Annotated in this window: 13 protein-coding genes; 12 read left to right on the top strand and 1 reads right to left on the bottom strand. The window is 64.9% G+C overall.

Annotation, left to right across the window (positions count from 1 at the left end; genetic code table 11):
* The first annotated feature begins 113 nt into the window (after nucleotides 1-113).
* The 5 genes from ACQ4WP_RS23200 to ACQ4WP_RS23180 are packed head-to-tail and all read left to right on the top strand — an operon-like array spanning nucleotide 114 to nucleotide 6,058.
* The gene (locus ACQ4WP_RS23200; protein ID WP_436524752.1) at nucleotides 114-1,424 is read left to right on the top strand and encodes an O-acetylhomoserine aminocarboxypropyltransferase; all 1,311 of its coding nucleotides are present in this window, start codon (nucleotides 114-116) and stop codon (nucleotides 1,422-1,424) included.
* Nucleotide 1,425: 1 nt separating this feature from the next.
* The gene (locus tag ACQ4WP_RS23195; RefSeq protein ID WP_436524750.1) at nucleotides 1,426-2,238 is read left to right on the top strand and encodes an alpha/beta fold hydrolase; all 813 of its coding nucleotides are present in this window, start codon (nucleotides 1,426-1,428) and stop codon (nucleotides 2,236-2,238) included.
* Nucleotides 2,239-2,272: 34 nt separating this feature from the next.
* Entirely contained in the window at nucleotides 2,273-3,667 is a 1,395-nt protein-coding gene (locus ACQ4WP_RS23190) for a PoNe immunity protein domain-containing protein (RefSeq protein ID WP_436524748.1), read from the top strand.
* A 30-nt stretch (nucleotides 3,668-3,697) separates the two neighbouring features.
* Nucleotides 3,698-5,689 (top strand): DUF6630 family protein, encoded by a 1,992-nt coding sequence (locus ACQ4WP_RS23185; protein WP_436524746.1) that lies wholly within the window; start codon nucleotides 3,698-3,700, stop codon nucleotides 5,687-5,689.
* A 54-nt stretch (nucleotides 5,690-5,743) separates the two neighbouring features.
* Nucleotides 5,744-6,058 (top strand): hypothetical protein, encoded by a 315-nt coding sequence (locus ACQ4WP_RS23180; RefSeq protein WP_436524744.1) that lies wholly within the window; start codon nucleotides 5,744-5,746, stop codon nucleotides 6,056-6,058.
* A 7-nt stretch (nucleotides 6,059-6,065) separates the two neighbouring features.
* Here ACQ4WP_RS23180 and ACQ4WP_RS23175 read toward each other — a convergent pair whose 3' ends face one another.
* Complete coding sequence (locus ACQ4WP_RS23175) at nucleotides 6,066-7,442, bottom strand: YihY family inner membrane protein (RefSeq protein ID WP_436524743.1); 1,377 nt, start codon at nucleotides 7,440-7,442, stop codon at nucleotides 6,066-6,068.
* A gap of 67 nt (nucleotides 7,443-7,509) precedes the next feature.
* Here ACQ4WP_RS23175 and wrbA point away from each other — a divergent pair, with 67 nt between their 5' ends.
* From wrbA to ACQ4WP_RS23140, 7 genes are read left to right on the top strand one after another with little or no spacing between them, the layout of a single operon-like run.
* On the top strand, nucleotides 7,510-8,118 hold the full coding sequence (wrbA, locus tag ACQ4WP_RS23170) for an NAD(P)H:quinone oxidoreductase (RefSeq protein ID WP_436524789.1): 609 nt from the start codon (nucleotides 7,510-7,512) through the stop codon (nucleotides 8,116-8,118).
* The gene (locus ACQ4WP_RS23165; RefSeq protein ID WP_436524741.1) at nucleotides 8,115-8,528 is read left to right on the top strand and encodes a DUF2069 domain-containing protein; all 414 of its coding nucleotides are present in this window, start codon (nucleotides 8,115-8,117) and stop codon (nucleotides 8,526-8,528) included. The genes wrbA and ACQ4WP_RS23165 overlap by 4 nt, the downstream gene beginning before the upstream one ends.
* Nucleotides 8,529-8,539: 11 nt before the next feature.
* Entirely contained in the window at nucleotides 8,540-9,961 is a 1,422-nt protein-coding gene (locus ACQ4WP_RS23160) for an FAD-binding oxidoreductase (RefSeq protein ID WP_436524739.1), read from the top strand.
* Nucleotides 9,958-10,386: a DUF4124 domain-containing protein gene (locus ACQ4WP_RS23155; RefSeq protein WP_436524737.1), complete on the top strand. Its 429-nt coding sequence runs from the start codon at nucleotides 9,958-9,960 to the stop codon at nucleotides 10,384-10,386. Before ACQ4WP_RS23160 ends, ACQ4WP_RS23155 begins: the two co-directional genes overlap by 4 nt.
* Nucleotides 10,374-12,965 carry an FtsX-like permease family protein gene (locus tag ACQ4WP_RS23150; RefSeq protein WP_436524735.1) on the top strand — a complete coding sequence of 864 codons (2,592 nt, stop codon included), beginning with the start codon at nucleotides 10,374-10,376 and terminating at the stop codon, nucleotides 12,963-12,965. Before ACQ4WP_RS23155 ends, ACQ4WP_RS23150 begins: the two co-directional genes overlap by 13 nt.
* Nucleotides 12,965-14,041 carry a lipocalin-like domain-containing protein gene (locus ACQ4WP_RS23145; protein WP_436524733.1) on the top strand — a complete coding sequence of 359 codons (1,077 nt, stop codon included), beginning with the start codon at nucleotides 12,965-12,967 and terminating at the stop codon, nucleotides 14,039-14,041. The genes ACQ4WP_RS23150 and ACQ4WP_RS23145 overlap by 1 nt, the downstream gene beginning before the upstream one ends.
* Before the next feature lie 43 nt (nucleotides 14,042-14,084).
* Nucleotides 14,085-15,947, top strand: coding sequence for an ABC transporter transmembrane domain-containing protein (locus ACQ4WP_RS23140; protein WP_436524731.1), 1,863 nt, complete (start codon nucleotides 14,085-14,087; stop codon nucleotides 15,945-15,947).
* Nucleotide 15,948: the final 1 nt, after the last annotated feature.

The following is a 15,948-nucleotide window of genomic DNA, read 5'->3' as shown; positions in this document are numbered from 1 at the left end:
CAAGTGACACGCGCCGCCCGCCAGCACGGCGCCATGCGCCCTGCACGCGCACCCTTTTGCTCAGCCGTAAATCAGCTTATGATCTTGCCACTATAAAACTTGGCGGAGACACCATGAGCGGCCCGAAATACCCCGGTTTCGATACTTTATCCCTGCATGCGGGCGCGACGCCCGACCCGGCTACGGGCGCGCGCGCCACGCCCATCCATTTCACGTCCTCGTTTGCCTTCAAGAGTTCGGAGCACGCGGCCTCGCTGTTCAACATGGAACGGGCCGGCCACGTGTACTCGCGCATCTCGAATCCCACCAACGCCGTGCTGGAAGAGCGCATCGCCGCGCTCGAAGGGGGCGTGGCCGGCATCGCCACGGCCAGCGGCCAGGCCGCCATGCACCTTGGTTTATGTACCATCGCCGGCGCCGGCTCGCACATCGTCGCTTCGCGCGCCCTGTACGGCGGCTCGCACAACCTGTTGGCCTACACCTTGAAACGCTTCGGCATCGAGACGACCTTTGTCGACCCGCGCGATGCGGATGCCTGGCGCGCCGCCATCCGCCCCACTACCCGCGTGCTGTTTGCGGAAACCCTGGGCAATCCAGGCCTCGACGTGCTCGATATCCCGACGATTGCCGCCCTGGCGCACGAGCACCATCTGCCCCTGATGCTCGATTCGACGTTTACCACGCCCTACCTGCTGCGCCCCTTCGAGCATGGCGCCGACCTGGTGTTCCACTCGGCCACCAAGTTCCTGTGCGGGCACGGCACGGCCATCGGCGGCTTGCTGGTCGACGGCGGCACCTTCGACTGGCAAGCGGCGTACGACAAGACGGGCCGTTTCGCCGAACTGTGCGAACCGTATGACGGCTTTCACGGCATGGTCTTCGCCGAGGAATCGACGGTGGCGCCATTCGCCCTGCGCGCGCGGCGCGAAGGCTTGCGCGATTTCGGCGCCGTCATGAGCCCGCACAATGCCTTCGCCATCCTGCAGGGCATCGAAACCCTGGGCCTGCGCATGGACCGCCACGTGGCCAACACGCGCAAGGTGATCGACTTCCTGCTGGCCAATCCGGCCGTGGAATCCGTGTCCTACCCTGAACTGCCGTCGCATCCCGACTACGAACTGGCGAAAACCCTGCTGCCGAAAGGCGCGGGCGGCGTGTTCACCTTCCGGCTGCGCGGCGACCGCGCGGCGGGCCAGCGCTTTGTCGACAGCCTCAAGATATTCTCGCACCTGGCCAATGTGGGCGACGCCAAGTCGCTCGTCATCCACCCCGCCTCCACCACGCACTTCCGCGTGCCAGACGATCAACTGGCGCAATCGGGCATCACGCAGGGCACCATGCGCTTATCGGTGGGCCTGGAAGACGCGGACGATTTGATTGAAGACCTGGCCCGCGGCCTGAAATTGTCGCAGAAAGGCGCCTGACATGTTATTCACCATCGAGAACACCACGGCCTACTGCTACACGGGCGGCAAACCATTCAACCCGAGCCAGCCGACGGCCGTCTTCATCCATGGCGCGCAGAACGACCACTCCGTGTGGGCCCTGCAGACGCGCTATTTCGCCCACCACGGCTGGAACGTGCTGGCCGTCGACTTGCCGGGCCATGGCCGCAGCCCGGGCGCGGCGAAAACCAGCGTCGAAGAGCTGGCGCGCTGGATACTGGCCGTGCTGGACGCGGCTGGCGCGGCCAAGGCCATGCTGATCGGCCACAGCATGGGTTCATTGATCGCGCTGGAAGCGGCATTCCTGGCGCCCGGGAGGATCAGCCACCTGGCCATGCTGGGTTCCACCTACCCGATGAAAGTCTCGCCCGCGCTGCTGGAAACTTCGCTCAAAGACGAACAGGCGGCCATCGACATGGTCAATATCTGGTCGCACTCGTCGATCGCGCAAAAGCCGTCGTTCCCCGGCCCCGGCTTCTATGCCATGGGCGGCGCGCGGCGCTTGAAACAGCGCATCGCCTCCCTCAACCCCGATCACGTGTTTCATACGGATTTTTTCGCCTGCAATGCCTATGCGAACGGCGAAATTGCCGCAGCTTCGGTACACTGCCCCACTTTATTCATTTTTGGCGCGCGCGACATGATGACGCCGCCCAAATCGACCAGGCTGCTGACGTCCACCATCGCGCATGGCACGGTGGTGCAGGTCGACAGCGGGCACGAATTGATGGCCGAGCAGCCCGACGCCGTGCTCGACGCGCTGTTTGCGTTTGCGCAAAGCACGCCGGCATGACGCCATGCCACGCACACTTTATTAGGATAGATAGATGATGTTGTTAAATACCCTGCTCGATGAATTGACTGGCCGAGACAGCGGCACGGAAGATGAGCGGTACGAACGCTATAAATGGCTGGAACAGCTGCGCTTCACCAACCCGCAGGCGGCCGAAGGCGGCTCCATGGCCGGCATTCCGTACTACCAATGGTGCCGGCTGCCGCAGGCGCTCAGCGTGGCGGGCCAGCACACGGACTTGCTGGTCGGTACCACAAGCGCCCAGTACCTGGTCTTCGAGGGCCGCCACGCGGCAGCTTTCGGTGCCGAACTGGGCCTGCAATACGATGCCAACAACCGCATCGACCGCCCCGGTGGCCTCGATGAACTGCTCGAGGCCTATGAAGAGCAGCCGGACGGCAGCTGGGCCACCCTGCCGAATGAACCGCCAGCGCCACCGCAAGCCGGCTGGGACGACGTGTACTTCCGCGTGCGCGACCTGAGCGACGGCAGGGCCATCCAGAGCGTGACTACCATTGCCTACGAGAGCAGCCGCTTCCCTGGCTACACCCTGCTGGGCACGACCATGGTGGGTGTCGGCGCCATCGCCCACGACGACGAGACGGCGCAGTATATGCAGCAAATCTTCGCCGATTGGGCCATCCAGCGCGAATGCGCCGATACCTGTCTGCCAGCATCCGCACCCTGGCCCCATACACCGCGCCAGACGCCGCCCGGCCCTTTCGACTTTAGCCGCAACCTCGCTTACCTTGACGCCCTGCTGGCCGCCTATGGACGCGCGCAGGCGCAAGCGGAAGTCGATGGCGGCGATGATGCCTACTGGGCTTGCGCCGCCGCCAGCACGGCCTACCAGGTATTCTCGCTGCGCTACACGGCAGGCTTGCCCTTGCCGGAGGTGGAAACGGCGCTAGAAACGGCCATCGCCGCCTGCGAAACGGCGCGCGCAACCCTGGCTGCGGCCTACGATGACGACTCCTTGCCCGCCTTTGATTTCGAACAATTGACGGACTATGCGCGCACCCTACAGTTGCTGGGCGCGACCCTGCTGTTCGGTCGCCACGATCTCGCTGCCCGCCTGGCCGCCCTGCAGACGGCCTTCGATGGCGAAGATGGGGTGTACGAGGCCCTGCTGTCGACCATCGATCCACAGCGTCCCGCCGTCGACGAATGGTATTTCGCCGAGCCCTACTCAGCCCTGTTCGACTGCCTCGACGAAGCCGATCCCGCGCAGCAACTGGAACACCTGCGGCAATACCTGGCAAGCTGGCATGGCGCGTTGGTGCACGAAGACTGGTTCAACGGCCATTTGCGCGCGCACGGCCTGGGCGGCTATTACGGCCTGTGGGCCTTCGAGGCGGCCGCCGTGGCCAAGCATCTGGGCCTGGAGCGCAGCGCGCTGGCGCACTGGGTCATGCCGCCATCGCCCTGAATACCCCCGTTCACTTTTAAATAAATATCAATGATCAATACCGCAGCCCTGTTCAGCACCACCTTCCTGCCCGGCCAGGACGGTTTCGACACCGAGACCATCACGGGCCTGGCCGAATGGCGGCTGGACATGCCCATGCTGTTCAAGCTGCTCATCGGCGCCGGCACGCAAGCCGTCGCCTGGCCCATCTACGACGACGGCGAAGACTGTCCCTGCGTGCTGGCCGCGCCAATGCTCCAGGCGCAAGCCAGCTGGCAAGCCCTGTCCGCCCTGATGGACTGGCCGCGCGACGCGGCCGCCATCGTCGCGCGCAGCGCCATCAGCGCCCTGCTGACCGGCGGCCAGGCGTGGCTGATTCTCGATTGCGTGCAGCTGATCGCGCACGATATCGACACGCCGGAATACGCTGTCGCGCTCGAGGCCCTGCGCGCCGAAGCGCAAGCCTTGCACGCTGCCCTGCTACGTGGCGACAAGGAAGCCCTGGCGCCTCTGCTGGCCGCCGGTTCTGCAGCGCCCGCCACCGGCTACTGGTCCGCCACGGCCGCCGCGCAGCTGGCCGATGTCGAGGAACTCGGCGCGGACGAACTGCCTTTCCTGCAAGACCTGGAAGTAGTGAGATGGGAGGAGGACGCGCTGTGCTATGAGGTGCGCACCGCCGGCGAACCGGCCGTCACCGGCCTGGTCACGCCCTACGGCCGCTGGATCGTGCCGCTGTCGCAGCGCTATGTCGACCTGCGTGCACACGATGTGGAAGATGGCTGGATCACCTTTACCACGACGGACGTACCCGATGCGCACGGCGTGCTGGACCTCAACGGCACGCTGGTGCTGCCGCCTGCCCCCGGCGCCCTGTACGTGATCAGCCCCCACCTGGTGCAGCAGATCGATACAGACGGCGCCAGCCGCTTGTTGCACCTGCCCGACGGCGCGCTGCTCATTGACAGGGTCGACAACATGTGCGAGCGCGAAGACGGCTATATCGACATCGAGCGCCAGACAGACAATGACGACGAACGCAATGTCTGCGGCGTGCTCGACAAGACAGGCAAGGTCGTGGTGCCGACGGCCTACAACTCCGTGCATGATTTCGGCACGAAGAGAAAAATCGCCATCGTCAGCCAGCGCATCGATGGCCGCTCCCTGTTTGGCCTGATCAATAGCCAGGCCGAACTGCTGGCGCCATGCCAGTACGAAGCCATCGATAGCGCCACCACCTCGTCGCCGCCCAGGCTGCGCAAGAACCTGATCTTCGCCATCGATGCGCAGGGGCTGGCCTGCATGCTGACGCTCGATGGAAAACAGGCCTTCACGCCCCTGTATCCGCCCGCCCACCATTTGCGCGGCGTGGCCGTGCAAAGCGATTTTTTATATGTCGTCAAGGATGGCATGGCCTGGAGCATGGATTTCACGGGCCAGTTGCTGGAACAGTTCGACACCGTGGAAAACTTCAAGGCGGCCGTCACGGCCCAGCTGAGCGCGGCCCTGGGCCTGAGCAAGAAAAAGCCAGTCAGGCGCCGCAGCTTTACGCCGCCGCAGATCCTGGCGCGGGCCGACCGCGAACAGTTGCGCGCCATGGCCGCCCTGCTCTTGCTGGGCGATGCAGAACTGGCCGCGCGTTGCGTGGACATCACTTTGGAAGAGCTGGCGGAGGACGACCAGGAAGAAGAATACGAAGGCGACACACCCGAAGCGGCGTGCTTCTTCCTGCTCTGGTCCACGGTCGCCGATGTGCTGGGCCACGGCACCACCCTGGACTGGAAATCGGTCGATGAAGTGCCGTGCATCGGCCAGCATATCGGCCTGCCGGCGCTGCAGGACTTCCGCTGGGCCGGGCGCAAAGATGGCGAGGCGATGGCCGAAGGCCTGGCCGCCATCGCCGCCCACCTGGCGCCGCACCAGCTACGCCTGGTGAACATGCACGGCGGCGAAGACACGTATTACCTGGGCGTGGTGCGCGCGTCCGATGCGGCGGCGTTCAGCAAGTTGGCGCTGCAGGCGGCCTTGCGGCCCGTGCTGCTATAAGTTTTTCCACCCGGCGGCGGCCATGAGGCCACGCCAGTTCAAGACAAGGTAGCCATGCACGCGAAAAAATTCATCGATGATGTCGTCGCATCCAATGCATCGCTACTGACCTTGTATGCGCAGGGTCGCCAGGGACAGACCCGGCTTGGCGCCCTGCTCGACGGGCTGGCACTGGCAGATGGCCAGCGCGAACAAATCCTGGCCTTGATCAAGCTGGCCATCGATGATGCCACGTACCAGCTGGTGTGCGGCATCGAAGGCAGCGCCTCGCTCGGCGACAGCCAGCAGGATTACACGCTGCTCGACGAAGCGGGCATTACGCTGACGGGCGCGCTCGATGCGCTGCTGTACGACAGGCTCGATACCTGATCGCTCGTCAGGCGCAGCGCACTTCCCCGAAATGCTGGGCCAAACTCAATCCCAGCCCCTGCTCCACGGCGTTTTCCACCTGCGCCGCCAGGGCCGCCGCTTCTTCTGCCGCCTTGATGTCGCGCTCATTGGTGGAACCGGCCGGATAGCCGGAATTGACGCGCATGCCGCCGAAGACAAATAAACGGTAGACATCGGCCAGGCTGATGCGGTTGACATTGCCCAGCAAGACCCAGTGATCGGAACTGTCAGCCACGCGCTTGCCCCACTGCACCCGCACGGCGCCATCCACATTGACTCGTCCCACCCAGCCCTGCTGCACCATCTTGTCGAGCAGGGTTTCCATCTCTTCGAAACCCAGGCGCGTGCTGCGGCGGATCTCGGCCGCGCCCACCAGGGCCGAATCGGCGCAGCGACACGCCCGGTGCAGCACCTTCAAGATAGCGACGGCATCGACGAATTCGCTGCCCGGCGCCGCCTCGTACCACCAGCGTTCATATTTCACGACGGGCAAGGCGGCCACCAGCAAGGCGCCCACCAGGGTAATCATCCAGCTCAGGTAAATCCACACGAGGAACAGCGGCAAGGCGGCCAGCGCGCCATAGATGCGCGAATAGCTGGGGAATTCCTGGATGAATTCACCGAAGCCCCGCTTGGCCACCTCGAACGCCAGCGCCGCCAGCAAGCCGCCCCAGGCCGCGTCGCGCCAGTCAACATCGCGGTTCGGCACGGCGATGTACAGCAAGGTAAACGCCAGCATGGTCAGGCCGATCGACACCAGCGTATAAAACACGGCGCCGAGGAAAGGCACAGCACCCACCACGCCGCTGGTGGCCATGAAGAGGCGCGACGTCACCGTCAGCGACACGCCCACCAGCAGCGGTCCCAGGGTGACGATGGCCCAGTACACGAGCAGGCGCTTGGTCCAGCGGCGTTCCTGGCGCACGCGCCAGATGCGGTTGAAGACGCGCTCGATCAAGCCCATCATGCCCACCGAGGTGACGATCAGGGCGCCCGCGCCGATGGCCGACAAGCGCGTGGCTTTCGAGGCAAACGTCGTCAGATAGTCGAGGATGGTGTTCGAAATCCCCTTGGGCATCACGCTTTGCACGAAGTAATCTTCCAGCGCGTGGCGGAAGGTATTAAACAGGGGGAACGTGGTGAAGATGGCCAGGGCCAGCGTGAGCAGCGGCACCAGCGCAAACACGGTGGCGAACGTCAGGCTGCCGGCTACTTGCGGCAAGCTTTCCTCGCGCACGCGGCGGCGCGCGAATTGCAGCAGGTCGCGCGTTTCGGACCACGTCAGGCCGCGCACGACGGCCAGCCCCATGCTCAGGGCGCGCCACAGGTATTGAAAGATGGGGAGTATATATTTTGAAAACATGTGCGAAATCAGAACGGCGCCATGACAGCAGTCGTATCAGGCTGTAAAGCGCCCTATAATACCAATGATGAAGCCAACCAATCTGATTATTCTCGTATTGTTTTATTCACGCCATGGCGCCACGCGCCAGTTGGCCGAGCTGATAGCCCAAGGGGTAGAAAGCGTGCCTGGCTGCGATGCGCGCCTGCGCACCGTGCCCGCCGTCTCGACGGTGACCGAAGCGACAGCGCCGGAAGTCCCGCTTGACGGCGCGCCCTATGTGGAACTGGAAGACTTGCAGGAATGCGCGGGCCTGGCCCTGGGGTCGCCCACGCGCTTCGGCAACATGGCCGCCGCCATGAAGTACTTCTGGGATGGCACGGCCAGCGACTGGCTGGCCGGCAGCCTGTCCGGCAAGCCCGCCTGCGTGTTCACTTCCACGGGCAGCCTGCACGGCGGCCAGGAATCGACCCTGCTGTCGATGATGATCCCCCTTTTCCACCACGGCATGCTGGTCATGGGCCTGCCCTACACGCATGCGGAACTGATGACGACTTCGACGGGCGGCTCGCCGTATGGCGCCACGCACTGGTCGGGCATCTCCGGCGACAAGGCCTTGAGCGACGATGAAAAACGCCTGGCCATCGCTTTGGGCCGGCGCCTGGCGGAAAACGCCGCGAAACTGGCAGGCGCATGATGCACGGCACACTGCACAAGTATTTTCACTGGGGCGCCATCGCCAGTCTCGTCACCCTGATCTTCTGGTGCCTGCTGTGGGAAACCGTCGTCGCGCCGCTGCAGCCGGGCGGCTCCTGGGTCGTGCTGAAGGCGGCGCCCCTGCTCATTCCCCTGTACGGCGTGATCAAGCGCGACGTCTACACCCTGCAATGGTCGTCGATGGTGATCCTGCTGTATTTTACAGAGGGCGTGGTGCGCGGCTACAGCGACACGAACGCCACTTCGGCCCTGATGGCCTGGGGCGAGGCGGCCATCGTCTGCATCTATTTTGTCTGCGCCGTGCTGTATCTGCGCCCGTATAAAAAGGCGGCCAAGCGCATGGCCAGGGAACTGCTGGAAAAAGTGAATAAAGTGAGCATCAAGAAATGAGCGAACAGACTATGAGTGACCAAGCCGATTTCCTTGCCGCCTGCCGCGACCTGCTGGGCGACAGCTACGTCCTCACCCTGGACGCCGACACAGCGCCCTTCCTCACCGACTGGCGCGACAGGTTCACGGGCAAGGCGCTGGCAGTGCTGCGCCCCGCCACGGTGGAACAAGTGGCCGGCGTGCTGCGCGCCTGCGCGCAATGGCAGATTCCCGTCGTGCCGCAAGGTGGCAATACGGGCCTGGTACTGGGCAGCATCCCGGACGACGCGGGCACGGCCATCGTGCTGTCGCTGGCGCGCCTGAACAGCATCCGCGCGCTCGACCCCGTCAACCGCACCATCACGGTGGACGCGGGCTGCATTTTGCAAACCATCCAGGAAGCGGCCAGCGCCGCTGGTTGCCTGTTCCCCCTGTCGCTGGCGGCCGAAGGCAGTTGCACCATCGGGGGGAATTTGGCCACCAACGCGGGCGGCACGGCCGTATTGCGTTACGGCAATACGCGCGAGCTGTGCCTGGGCCTGGAAGTAGTCACGCCGCAAGGCGAAATCTGGAACGGCTTGCGCGGTTTGCGCAAGGACAATACCGGCTACGACTTGCGCGACCTGTACATCGGCGCCGAAGGTACTTTGGGCGTGATCACGGGCGCGGTCATGAAACTGTATCCGCAGCCGAAAGCCTGCATCACCGCGCTGGCCGCCATGCCCTCGCCCTCCCACGCCCTGCGTCTATTAAGCCTGATGCAGGACCATTGCGGCGCCAGCCTGACGGGTTTTGAATTGATGTCGCAGTATTGTCTGCAACTGGTGGCGGAGCAGTTCCCCCAGCTGCCGCGCCCATTCGCCGAAGCGCATGGCCACGGCCAATATGTGCTGCTCGAATTGTCCAGCAGCCAGTCCGAGGCGCATGCCGTGGAATTGCTGGAAGCGAGCATCGGCGCGGCGCTGGAAGTCGAGTTGATCGCCGACGCCGTCGTCGCCAGTTCCGTGGCGCAGTCCGAAGGCCTGTGGCAGTTGCGCGAGCACATTCCGCTGGCGCAGGCGCAGGCGGGCAAGAACATCAAGCACGATATCTCGCTGCCCATTTCCTGCATCGCCGATTTCATTTCCGTCACGGACGTGGCCCTGGAAACGGCCTTCCCCGGCTGCCAGCTGGTGTGCTTCGGGCACCTGGGCGACGGCAACCTGCATTACAACGTGGCGCCGCCGCCCGGCATGACGGATACGGATTTCCTGTCCAACCAGGAGGCGATCAACCGCATCGTGCACGACCAGGTCCATGGCTTTGGCGGCTCGATTTCGGCCGAACACGGCATCGGCGCCCTCAAAAAGGACGACCTGGCGCACTACAAGTCGCCGCTGGAACTGCAGCTGATGCGCGCCGTGAAACAGGCGCTGGACCCGCAAAATATCATGAATCCGGGGAAGGTATTGTGAAGTCGCCTTCCCTCCTGCTTTGCGCCATGGCCTTGCTGGCCGGCCCCGCCAGTGCGCAGGACGTCTACAAATGCGTGCAGGATGGCCAGACCAGCTACAGTGCCACGCCATGCACGGGCGGCCAGCTGCAGATCCTGGAAATCCCCTCGCCCCCACCTGCCGTCGACAAGGGTGCGGCCACGCGCCAGGAACGGGTGGCGAGCCAGATGGAAGCGGCGCGCAAGCAGCGCGAGAAGCTCGAAGACCAGGCGCGCGAACGGGCCGCCAAACAGAAGGAAATGCACGACAAGCATTGCGCGCAGCTGCGCCTGGAACAAAAATGGGCGGCGCAGGACGCCGTCGGCGCAGGCGACAAGAACCGCGACGCGGCGCAACTGAAAGCGCGGCGCGCCGGCGAACGCCTGGCCGTCGAATGTCTGAATTGAGTGCGCCGCTGGCCAGCCCGGCGACGACGCGCCTGTTGTCGCGCTGGCTGCTGCTGGGCGAATGGCGCGCGCATCCCGTGCGCGCCCTCGTCGCCATCCTGGCCATCGCCATCGGCGTGTCGCTGGGTTTTGCCATCCACCTGATCAACGCGGCCGCCTTCAATGAATTTTCCACGGCCGTCAAAAGCCTGTCCGGCCAGGCCGACGTGCAGGTGGCCGGGCGCGAAGCGCTGTTCGATGAAAGCATCTATCCATGGCTGGCGCAGCGCGACGGCGTGGCCATGGCCTCGCCCGTGCTGGACCTGCAGGCCGCGGTGGCCGGCAAGACTGACGGCGGCCCGCTGCACATCCTGGCGCTCGACGTCTTCCGCGCCGGCTTCATCTCGCCCGACCTGATCGGCGCTCCCGCCGATGGCCAGCCTTTCGACACCCTGGCCGACGACGCCCTCTTTTTATCGCCGGCCGCCTTGCGCTGGCTGAACCTGGCGCAAGGCGACAAGATTGCCGTGCAGTCGGGCACTGGCACGGTACCGCTGCGCGTGGCCGGTTCGCTGCAGCGCGCGCGCGCCGGCCAGCGCATCGCCGTGATGGATATCGGCGCGGCGCAGTGGCGCTTCAACAAGCTGGGCAAGCTGTCGCGCATCGACTTGAAACTGCGCCAGGGCGTCAACCGCGACGCCTTCCAGGCCGAGCTGGCGCGCGCGCTGGAAGCGCAGTATCCGGGGCGTTTCCAGGTGGGCCAGCCGAATGACGAAAACCAGAATAGCCGCAACAATAACCTCAGCCGCGCCTACCGGGTCAACCTGACGGTGCTCGCCCTGGTGGCCCTGTTTACGGGCGCCTTTTTGGTCTTTTCCACGCAGGCGCTGTCCGTCATCCGCCGCCGCGGCCAGTTCGCGCTGCTGCGCGTGCTGGGCATGGAGCGGGGCCAGTTGCTGCGCCAGGTACTGTTAGAGGGCGCCAGCCTGGGAATCGTCGGCGCCGCGCTGGGTATCGCCGGCGGCTATGCCATGGCGGCCGTCGCCTTGCGCTTCTTCGGTGGCGACCTGGGCGCCGGCTATTTCGCGGGCGTGCAGCCGCAGGTGCAATTCACGCCCGTCGCCGCCTTCGTCTACTTTGCCCTCGGCCTCGGTGTAGCTTTGCTGGGCTGCGCGGCGCCCGCGCTGGAAGCGGCGCGCGCCGCCCCCGCCATCGCCCTGAAATCGGGCAGCGAAGAAGTGGTAACGACGCGCCTGGCGAAAACCTGGCCCGCGCTGGCTTGCCTGCTGCTGGCCGGCGCCTTGACGTTTTTACCACCCGTATTCGAGCTGCCCCTGTTCGGCTATCTGTCCATCGCCCTGCTGCTGATCGGCGCCATCGCCCTGATGCCGCAGCTGGCGGCCGTGGTCTTCCGTTTCCTGCAGCGCACCTGGCTGCGCACGGAGACCAGCGCGCATGCGCCCGTGCGCAGCCTGACTTTGGCCCGCCTGGCGAATGCCTCGGGCCAGGCTGGCATCGCGCTCGGTGGCGTGCTGTCGAGCTTTAGCCTGATGGTGGCGATGGCCATCATGGTGTCGAGCTTCCGCGTCTCCGTCGATGACTGGCTGCTGCAGATCTTGCCGGCCGACCTGTATGCGCGCACGGCCGCCAGCGGCGGGACGGCGGGCCTGAACCCGCGCGAGCAAGCGGCCATCACCGCCCTTCCCGGCGTGGCCAGGGTGGATTTCCAGCGCCTGCGCTCGCTGTCGCTGGCACCTGACCGACCGAATGTGGTGCTGCTGGCACGCCCCATCAACCTGGCCGATCCGGAAAAAAGCATGGTGCTGGTGGGTGACACCCTGCCCGTGCCAGATGGCGCGAAACCCGTGTGGCTGTCCGAGGCGGCGGCCGACCTGTACAGCATCAAACCCGGCCAGCAGATAGCCCTGCCGCTGGCAGGCGGCTTGCACAAGTTCTTCGTCGCCGGCATCTGGCGCGACTATGCGCGCTCTTCCGGCGCCATCCAGATGCCGCTGGCCGACTACCGCGCCCTGACGGGCGACCTCGATGTCAGCGATGCAGCCCTGTGGCTGGCCAAGGACGCCACGGGCGAGCAGCTGCAGCAGCGCCTCAAGGCCCTGCCATTTGGCGCCAGCCTGGAAGTGTCGAATCCGTCGGCCATCCGCGCCCTGAGCCTGCAAATCTTCGATCGCAGCTTCGCCGTCACGTATTTATTGGAAGCCATCGCCATCGTCATCGGCCTGTTTGGCGTGGCCGCCACGTTTTCCGCGCAGACCCTGGCGCGTGCGCGCGAATTCGGCATGCTGCGCCACGTGGGCGTGACGCGCGGGCAGATTTTGTCCATTTTGGCGCTGGAAGGCGGCGCGCTGACGGCGCTGGGCATCGCCACCGGTTTTGTTTTGGGACTGTTGATCAGCTTTGTGCTGGTCTTCATCGTCAATCCGCAATCGTTCCACTGGACCATGCAGCTGCACCTGCCGTGGCCCTTGATAGCCACCGTGGCCGGCGCCCTGCTGACGGCAGCGGCCGCCACGGCCCTCATCGCAGGCCGCCAGGCGCTGTCCGCTGGCCCCATCCGCGCCGTCAGGGAGGACTGGTAATGCGCCGTTTGACTTGTCTACTGTTGTTATGCAGCGCCGCCGCCAACGCCGCGCCGCCTGCCTTCGCCCCCGTCACGCCGCTGCCGGCCGGGCAAAGCCTGCGCCTGCCACACGACTTCGGCGCCCATCCCGCGTATAAAACGGAATGGTGGTACGCCACAGGGTGGGTAAAAACCAGCTCCGGAGAACAGCTGGGCTACCAGGTGACCTTCTTTCGCAGCGCCACGGCCACCGATGCGGACAATCCCAGCGCCTTCGCGCCGAAACAGCTGATCATCGGCCATGCGGCCCTGTCCGACCCGAAGCTGGGCAAGCTGCTGCACGACGAAAAAAGCGCGCGCGCAGGTTTCGGCCTGGCCTACGCCAAGGTGGGAGACACGGATGTGAAACTCGACGACTGGCGCATGCAGCGTCAAGCCGACGGCAGCTACCAGGTCAGCCTGGCCGCGCGCGACTTTAGCTTGCAGCTGACCCTGGCCCCCACGCAGCCCGTGCTGCTACAGGGCGAAGGCGGCTACTCGCGCAAGGGCGCGCGGCCCGCGCAATCGAGCTACTACTACAGCGAGCCGCAGCTTGCTACCCGTGGCACAATCGCCCGCACAGGCGGCAAACCGGAAGCCGTCACTGGCACCACCTGGCTCGATCACGAGTGGTCGAGCCAGGTGCTCGATGCAGACGCCAGTGGCTGGAACTGGATAGGCGTCAACCTCGATGATGGCGGCGCCTTGATGACCTTCCAGATCCGCAGCAAGACAGGTGCTAAACTATGGGCGCACGCGACATGGCGCGATGCGTCCGGTAAGATGACGCAATTCGCCCCCGGCGAGGTCGATTTCACGCCCACGCAGCTGTGGCGTTCGCCCCGCACGCAGGCCGAATACCCTGTCGCCACCGAAATCCGTACCGGCGCCACGCGCTGGCAGATCAAGCCACTGCAAGCTGACCAGGAACTCGATTCGCGCCGCTCGACGGGCGCCGTATACTGGGAAGGCGCCGTGACAGTGGAGCGCGATGGCCAGCCGGTGGGCCGCGCCTACCTGGAAATGACGGGCTACGTGCAACCGATGAAGTTATAAGCGTTATCAGCACCATCGAATATGTAAATCAAAGCGAAAAACAATGACAACCAGCACAGAAACAGGCAGCACAAGTACAGCAACCGCCGCAACCGCCACACCAGCTCTTGACACCGGCAGCAGCCGCGAACTGAAAAAAGGCAGCCTGGCCGCCTTCAAGGGTTTAATGCCCTTTTTGACGCCATACCGCAAACAGTTTTTCCTGGCCGGTATCGCGCTGGTGGTGGCCGCCGCCTCGACCCTGGCCATTCCTGCCGCCTTCAAGCAGATGATCGACCTCGGTTTCGGCGGCGCGGCCGGCTCGAGCAGCATCCAGCATGTCGACCTGGTCTTCCTGGCCCTGTTCGGCGTGGCATCCATCCTGGCGCTGGCCACGGCCGCGCGCTTTTACACGGTGTCGTGGCTGGGCGAGCGCGTCACGGCCGACATCCGCAGCGCCGTGTACCGCCACGTCGTCACGCAAAGCCCCGAATTCTTTGAAACCACGCAGACGGGCGAAGTCCTGTCGCGCATCACCACCGACACAACCTTGATACAAGCCGTGGTCGGCACCAGCATCTCCATGGCCCTGCGCAATGTGCTGCTGTTCCTGGGCGGCCTGGTGATGCTGTTCGTCACCAGCGCCAAGCTGGCGGGCATCATCATCGGCTTGCTGATCCTCGTCGTCGTGCCCATCATCGTGTTTGGCCGCAAGGTACGCAAGCTGTCACGCGATTCGCAGGACCGCATCGCCGACGCTTCGGCCATGGCCGGCGAAATCCTCAACGCCATGCCGACCGTGCAAGCTTTCACGCACGAGAAAATCGAATCGAAGCGCTTCGGCGACTCCGTCGAAGGCGCCTTCATGACGGCCATGCGCCGCATCCGCGCCCGCGCCCTGCTCACCATGATCGCCATCCTGCTGGTCTTCGGCACCATCGTGTTTGTGCTGTGGCTGGGCGCGCGCGCCGTGCTGGAAGGCTCGATGACGGGCGGAGATTTAGGCCAGTTCATCCTGTACGCCTCCATCGTGGCCGGCGCCATCGGCGCACTGTCTGAAGTGATGGGCGAAGCGCAGCGCGCCGCGGGCGCCACCGAGCGCTTGCTGGAATTGATGGCCGTCAAATCGGAAATCGAGTCGCCTGTCACGCCCCTGCCGCTGCCGGCGCGCGCCGCGAATGGCGCCGCGCTGTCCCTGGATGATGTCATGTTCTCGTACCCGTCGCGCCCAGATACTGCCGCGCTGGATCACGTCAGCCTCGACATCCGCGCCGGCGAAACGGTGGCCGTGGTGGGCCCTTCCGGCGCCGGCAAGACCACGCTGTTCCAGCTATTTTTACGTTTTTATGACCCGCAAAGCGGCAGCATCCGCCTCGATGGCGTGGACATCAAGCAGCTCGACCTGCATACCTTGCGCGACGCCATCGGCATCGTGCCGCAAGATACGGTGATCTTCTCGGCCGACGCCATGGAAAACATCCGCTACGGCCGCGCCGGCGCCAGCGACGAGGAAGTCATCGCGGCCGCGAAGATGGCGGCAGCCCATGAATTCATCGAACGCCTGCCGAATGGTTATAAATCCTTCCTCGGCGAGCGGGGCGTGCGCCTGTCCGGCGGCCAGCGCCAGCGCATCGCCATCGCCCGCGCCCTGCTGAAAAACCCGCCCCTGCTGCTGCTCGACGAAGCGACCAGCGCGCTGGACGCGGAATCGGAACGCCTGGTGCAAAAGGCCCTGGAAGCGGCCATGGTAGGCCGCACCACGGTCATCATCGCGCACCGCCTTGCCACCGTCCAGCGGGCCGACCGCATCATCGTCATGGAAGACGGCAAAATCGTCGAAACGGGCACCCACGCCTCGCTCGTCGCCCTGGGCGGCATCTATGCCAACCTGGCGGCCCTGCAATTTCATCACGTACAACTGAATTAAA

Source organism: Janthinobacterium lyxosi, assembly GCF_051380665.1.
In the GTDB taxonomy this organism is placed as follows: Bacteria; Pseudomonadota; Gammaproteobacteria; order Burkholderiales; family Burkholderiaceae_D; genus Janthinobacterium.
Note: the sequence above shows the minus strand (reverse complement) of the source record. Positions and strands in the feature narration are given on the sequence as shown.

What these genes read in the sequence shown, in the direction of transcription:
- ACQ4WP_RS23200 (WP_436524752.1), top strand. Translation starts at nt 114, where the DNA reads ATGAGCGGCCCGAAATACCCCGGTTTCGATACTTTATCCCTGCATGCG.
- ACQ4WP_RS23195 (WP_436524750.1), top strand. Translation starts at nt 1,426, where the DNA reads ATGTTATTCACCATCGAGAACACCACGGCCTACTGCTACACGGGCGGC.
- ACQ4WP_RS23190 (WP_436524748.1), top strand. Translation starts at nt 2,273, where the DNA reads ATGATGTTGTTAAATACCCTGCTCGATGAATTGACTGGCCGAGACAGC.
- ACQ4WP_RS23185 (WP_436524746.1), top strand. Translation starts at nt 3,698, where the DNA reads ATGATCAATACCGCAGCCCTGTTCAGCACCACCTTCCTGCCCGGCCAG.
- ACQ4WP_RS23180 (WP_436524744.1), top strand. Translation starts at nt 5,744, where the DNA reads ATGCACGCGAAAAAATTCATCGATGATGTCGTCGCATCCAATGCATCG.
- ACQ4WP_RS23175 (WP_436524743.1), bottom strand. Translation starts at nt 7,442, where the DNA reads ATGTTTTCAAAATATATACTCCCCATCTTTCAATACCTGTGGCGCGCC.
- wrbA (WP_436524789.1), top strand. Translation starts at nt 7,510, where the DNA reads ATGAAGCCAACCAATCTGATTATTCTCGTATTGTTTTATTCACGCCAT.
- ACQ4WP_RS23165 (WP_436524741.1), top strand. Translation starts at nt 8,115, where the DNA reads ATGATGCACGGCACACTGCACAAGTATTTTCACTGGGGCGCCATCGCC.
- ACQ4WP_RS23160 (WP_436524739.1), top strand. Translation starts at nt 8,540, where the DNA reads ATGAGTGACCAAGCCGATTTCCTTGCCGCCTGCCGCGACCTGCTGGGC.
- ACQ4WP_RS23150 (WP_436524735.1), top strand. Translation starts at nt 10,374, where the DNA reads ATGTCTGAATTGAGTGCGCCGCTGGCCAGCCCGGCGACGACGCGCCTG.
- ACQ4WP_RS23145 (WP_436524733.1), top strand. Translation starts at nt 12,965, where the DNA reads ATGCGCCGTTTGACTTGTCTACTGTTGTTATGCAGCGCCGCCGCCAAC.
- ACQ4WP_RS23140 (WP_436524731.1), top strand. Translation starts at nt 14,085, where the DNA reads ATGACAACCAGCACAGAAACAGGCAGCACAAGTACAGCAACCGCCGCA.